Annotated in this window: 6 protein-coding genes; all 6 read right to left on the bottom strand. The window is 44.2% G+C overall.

Annotation, left to right across the window (positions count from 1 at the left end; genetic code table 11):
* Positions 1-971: hypothetical protein (locus WEIDD23_RS13805; protein WP_197458885.1), on the bottom strand; the 971-nt coding region annotated here is incomplete at its 3' end.
* On the bottom strand, positions 964-1,566 hold the full coding sequence (locus WEIDD23_RS11030; protein ID WP_062359025.1) for a hypothetical protein: 603 nt from the start codon (positions 1,564-1,566) through the stop codon (positions 964-966). The genes WEIDD23_RS13805 and WEIDD23_RS11030, both read right to left, overlap by 8 nt.
* Positions 1,559-2,710: a baseplate J/gp47 family protein gene (locus WEIDD23_RS11025; RefSeq protein WP_062359024.1), complete on the bottom strand. Its 1,152-nt coding sequence runs from the start codon at positions 2,708-2,710 to the stop codon at positions 1,559-1,561. Before WEIDD23_RS11025 ends, WEIDD23_RS11030 begins: the two co-directional genes overlap by 8 nt.
* Entirely contained in the window at positions 2,700-3,044 is a 345-nt protein-coding gene (locus WEIDD23_RS11020) for a contractile injection system sheath initiator (protein WP_062359023.1), read from the bottom strand. Before WEIDD23_RS11020 ends, WEIDD23_RS11025 begins: the two co-directional genes overlap by 11 nt.
* Positions 3,044-3,412 (bottom strand): ABC transporter substrate-binding protein, encoded by a 369-nt coding sequence (locus WEIDD23_RS11015; RefSeq protein ID WP_229042773.1) that lies wholly within the window; start codon positions 3,410-3,412, stop codon positions 3,044-3,046. Before WEIDD23_RS11015 ends, WEIDD23_RS11020 begins: the two co-directional genes overlap by 1 nt.
* A gap of 1 nt (position 3,413) precedes the next feature.
* Positions 3,414-4,519: phage protein (locus WEIDD23_RS11010; protein WP_197458884.1), on the bottom strand; the 1,106-nt coding region annotated here is incomplete at its 5' end.

The raw sequence follows: 4,519 nt of genomic DNA, 5'->3' as shown, positions 1-4,519 counted from the left end.
GTTTCCGCTGCCAAATCAGATTGCAATGCAACACCAGAACCGTTTACAGTTGGCAGTTGCGCATAGTTGTATTTAGCATTTAAAGTCTGATCCACATCTTCAACAATCTTCTTCCATGACGTCATGGTCTTGCTATCAATTCGATTGCGTACATAGAGAGCGTCATTGCTCATGTCGTTAAACAATTGCATAGTGCCCGCAACAATCAACGTATATAGCTCAGACGTCCCACTAGGCTTACCAGTCGTCACCTTTGTATTTGATTTAGACAGATAGCTTCCATTATCCGACAAGGTATCTAAGCTAATATCAGCAGTTAAATTGTGCACATTAAGATAATCAGCAGTTTGAGCGTTACCCGTCACAGAACCGACAATTCTTTCAGTGAACTGCTTAATGCCAGTAACAACTTCACTACCTGTCAGATGAACCACTGTAGAATCAACTGCCAACGGCGCCACTCGTGTTTCGAGCAACTTAACCAGTGCATTGTAATCATCAACCGTCAACATACCCGCCGTTTGGGTGTTAATCGTCACAATATTGCTGTCTGAAATTGCGAAAGAAACATCCAATGCCACCGTTTGTACCTGGGTACCGTCATAAGGCGGAATATTAGTTGTTTCATTCGAATTGATGTATCCAAGAACGAAATTGTTCCCGTTATACTGACCAACAATTGCGACACCTTGCAAGTTATATCCAGTTGTTAAATCAGCATTATCCAATTGAATACGCATCTCAACTGTGTCATTATCTTGCGGCGTCACTGTTCCAACTGGTTTAGTCTGCTTTGGGCCAAGTGAGCTAATCTGCGTATAGACCAACGACGTGCTCAGCTTGGTTGCGAACGTGTATACAGTATTGATGGATAACTGTGCATTCGCGGCAACTTTCTTCGCTGCCAACACCTGTGTAATGGTGTCCTTACCTTCTGTAGTGAAGATGAAATTCGTAAATTTATTAGCCATTCTCTTCCTCCCCAACGATTTCATAAGTCAAAGTTGATGATGCAATACCCCGTATATTGAGCGTAGTGCTTGAACTATCAACGAAGCTAACCTCATCAACCCGAACCCCGGCCGCCACACTGTTTTTAATACGATCCAATATATAATTCTGTTCGAAGTCAGAACGGGCCCATTCAAGCGGAATATTGCTGATTTTTAATGTTAATGGTTCGCCTTCGTTTAACTTACCGTCAACATAACGACGCAAAGGCTCAATTGTGATGCCAGCCTTGCTGATGTTTAGCGACCTTGATATAACGTCGAGCAAGCCATTGACAGTGGTGATACCTGTATTAGTCGCCTGCTTAGAACGGATCATGATGCGATAAAAATCATCATCTGCCTCACCACGTTGTTGATTGAACTGGTCACCAATGCGGTCCAACGCCTTGCCACCCGCATTATTAATCTCACGAAAAGAGACAATAGTTTTGAACAAATCGGTAATTGGAGTAAAAATTCCCTGCAACCACTCCGCAAACGCCACTGTCTTACTTGCATAACGGTCGATAGGGCTTGGTAGCTTCGATAGGAACGTCTCTTTAAAATCATTCATTCGTCGTCACCACCATACTTTCCGCACTTGTTATTGCTACTGCGAATTGCGCCAATTGAACATCTTTAGCGGCTAATTCTGCCTCGGATAAACCGATTATGACCGTTGCAACATCAATTCCATTCACGTTGTCATAGATGTACTTGTACAGATACGAGAACCGCACAATCCCACCCATTGGCACAGTTGATAGATACGAATTAACTGCATCTCGAATTTGTTGAACACCGGTTGTTTCAAAATTCAAGTTGGTTGTGGCACTGATATTCACGAATAGCGTGTCCTTTTGCGCAAAATCAAAAGCAATGATATTGCCACTAAATCCGGCACTGTCAGTCATTTTCTTCTGAATGGTTCCAACTGTCTGAACACCTGCTGAGACCGAATTAAACAATGCGTCTGCCACCTTAGTCTCATCCCCACCATCAACGTATACGTGGATAGTTTTAGGCGGGTTATTGTATTGATCAACTTCCATAGTGTTGTTCTGAACGACTTGAACAGTCTTAACACTTGGTACCGCCATTACAGCAGAGATAATACCGTTCTCTGGGCTTGATGGGCGTGTATCATTCGCAATACGGATCCGATTTGCTAGTTCTTTGTCAGTTTCTGGGTCAGCCCCATTATTAACCGCCTTGTTTCCGACTGTGAAAATATCGCTAGTCGGCTCTACCTGATACTTAATTGCGTCTTGTGCAACATTATATTGAGCCCCCGTATCAACCGCGTACGCATATTCAGAGCCCGTTCCGGCGCTTGATAAAATGACGTTTGCTGCTAACTGAAATTGCAAACCGTCAGCAGTCTTAAACAACGCACCAGCTTGAATGACAAAGCCTGGTGTTCCGGTAAAGTTCAATTCTGCAATTGCTTGGGTTGCCGGGTTCCGATATAGCCCATAGTTAGATGCCAGCCGTTCTAACGAGACACCAGTAGCAGTGCTGATAAACTGCGAATTATAGACAACCTCTGCCAATTGATAGAGTAAATTCAAAAAATACGCCAGCAATCGAATAAACACCCCAGCAACTGAGTGCTCTGAGGTGTCCGAATCACTGCCGAAAAGTTCCAACCACTTAGCGGTTAAATTGCTGACCAGCTCTGACTGGCTTGGTCGTGTAAATCCGTTATCATCCAACATCTAACGCTACCTCCGTTGTTTTTGCTTCTCCGTCAATGGACATATCAACCTGCGCTGTGGCAATTCTGTGATTAAAATCAGCTGTCACTGAAACATTAGTAACCGTCACCCGCCTATCCTGTTCTAGCGCCTCTCGAATAGCTTCAGCTGCATACCGTGAATTGAAATTCTTTTCTAACAAATCCGTCCTATCAAAGCCCAATTCAGGTGCCTCAACCATCTCTCCCAGCTTGGTTTCAAGGATGATTCGTATTGACTGCATAACTTCGTTGGTATCACTTACCACCGTATGAAAATCAATTGCTCCGTCTTGATCTAACGCAATATCTCTCATCAATAGACCTCCACAATGAAACTGTCGTTCAAGTCGTGCATTCGCTTTGCTGATAGCTCAAATTCATTATTTGACCCGTCAAAGTTGGCAATGGATCGGTCCATAAATAAGACAACCACTACATCCCCAACCTCAATAACATCTCGTTTCGTCTTGCCGACGTGAACACCAATCAACGGCGCCCGGCTGCTTCCATCCGACTTCTTATCAAGAGGCTGAACTTCTGCTTTCGTCTTGTCGTCATATAAACGGGTTACTTTGGCCAAACGTGCCACATTCAATTGCGCCTTAACCGTATCCGGCAGAACCTTGGTAAAAAATGCAACATCATTGTCCCGCTTCTTGGGACGCATACCAGTAGTTGCCATATTACTTAACTCCTAACTCCAACGTTGTCGTTGGGTTTGTACCATCAAAGGTGTGCTCACCGCTCAATACGGCAGCCCACACATCAACAAACTCGCTCACTAGATGAACGTGCTCACCAGTTGTAATGCGGTAATTCAGAATTGAGTCAGCTGAGTATTCATAGCGTCCTTGACCGTCATCATCATCAGACTCAATCCAATCATCATCACGCCGTTCCATTGTTGGTGAAGAAATTAGCCCCGACTTACTATCCAACGTGAAATTACCGGTAACTTCTGCGTCATATAACCACCGCAGCGTTAACTGTCCACGGCGATAAAACAATGCTGAACGCGTTTGGTCAGCTACATCTGATAATGCATCAAACGGCGAACCGTCTACTGTGTAGCCTTCCTTAAACACGTAATTGCGTCCTAATGACACGAAGTTTAGATTGATACCCGACACCTGAACAATCTTGTTAATGATTGTTGTAGCGTCGGTACCTTCACCAAATGTCAATGACACATGCTTCAGCTTTCGATAATCGGTTCCTTCAACCACACGCAATGTGTAATTCAAGTCGCCACCTTCTCTGGTTGGTACGGTGGTTTTATAGATTTGCCCGTCAAAGACAATTCCTGTATCTCCGTGATACCCAGCATTAACAACCACTCTATTCCCTTCGTGAATACGATTGAAACTAATCTGAGACATATTCCAAATTGTGATCTCGCCAACGCTTCGGTCGCTCGTATTATCGAATGGCAGAGAGAACTCAATATCCAGTGAAAAATTCCGATCAGCATTATGCATGTAATGGAGCACACCACTATCCGTGTAAATATCCATGTATATCTCGAACATGAATTGCCCGGTAGCAGTAATAGGCTTAATGTTTTGCTGGGGTGCCGGTTTTGGATCTGGTGCTGGTGGGGTTGCTGTATTGTCCTTGATGAACTTAGCAATCCGGTCACCCATTTTGACGTATGTTTTAGCAGTTGGGTGAACAATTCCGTCTCCCAACGTCCGACTATGGTTAGCAGCCGTTACCAACGGTGCATCTCGCCAATCAAGTACTGCGATACCGTATTGCTGATAGATTGACCGTTCGGCTGCTAGTAAAT

Origin of the sequence: Weissella sp. DD23 (assembly GCF_001579105.1) — a bacterium.
In the GTDB taxonomy this organism is placed as follows: domain Bacteria; phylum Bacillota; class Bacilli; order Lactobacillales; family Lactobacillaceae; genus Weissella; species Weissella cibaria.
This window is presented reverse-complemented; position numbering and strand designations above follow the sequence as displayed.